Source organism: Campylobacter sp. 2018MI34, from assembly GCF_016598975.1.
Lineage (GTDB): Bacteria > Campylobacterota > Campylobacteria > Campylobacterales > Campylobacteraceae > Campylobacter_D.
Genome location: NZ_JAENKS010000123.1, coordinates 1 through 450, shown reverse-complemented (window position 1 = coordinate 450; position 450 = coordinate 1). Strand labels below are relative to the sequence as shown.

Here is a 450-nt window from a genome sequence, read left to right as displayed (position 1 = left end):
AGCGATAGAGTATTCTCTGGCACCACTACCTAGAATCATTATTTTCATTGATATTCTCCTTTAATAAAACCCAAACAGCCGCTATTGTAGTTGACCCCAAAAAGTCAAAAGAAAACCGTTAGGCGATTTTTAAAGGCTGCAACTTCTCACTTCTTTCGAAATTCAAACGATGCCACAGACACGGTAAACCGCACACTCACAGTAATTAAAAATGTGTTGGATCACTAAAAATTCGCGTACCGTTTAGGCAGGAAATTATAACTTAATTTAGCTTAAAATTATGTTTTATATAAGTTTAAATTTGGTTTTTCCTGTTTTATCAAAATGTTTTCCTTGCAATATAATATCTGCTACGCTTTCCCAAACATGTTTTTCATCAATATAAACAATATCAAAAGTGTTATCACGCATTAGGGATTGATAATTAACCTTTTTAGGGGCATATTTTAC

The 450-nt window shown here is 32.9% G+C and carries 1 pseudogene; it reads right to left on the bottom strand.

Annotation, left to right across the window (positions count from 1 at the left end):
• Positions 1 to 285 precede the first annotated feature (285 nt).
• A pseudogene (locus JG676_RS09050) lies at positions 286 to 450 on the bottom strand (hypothetical protein); the annotation flags it as partial.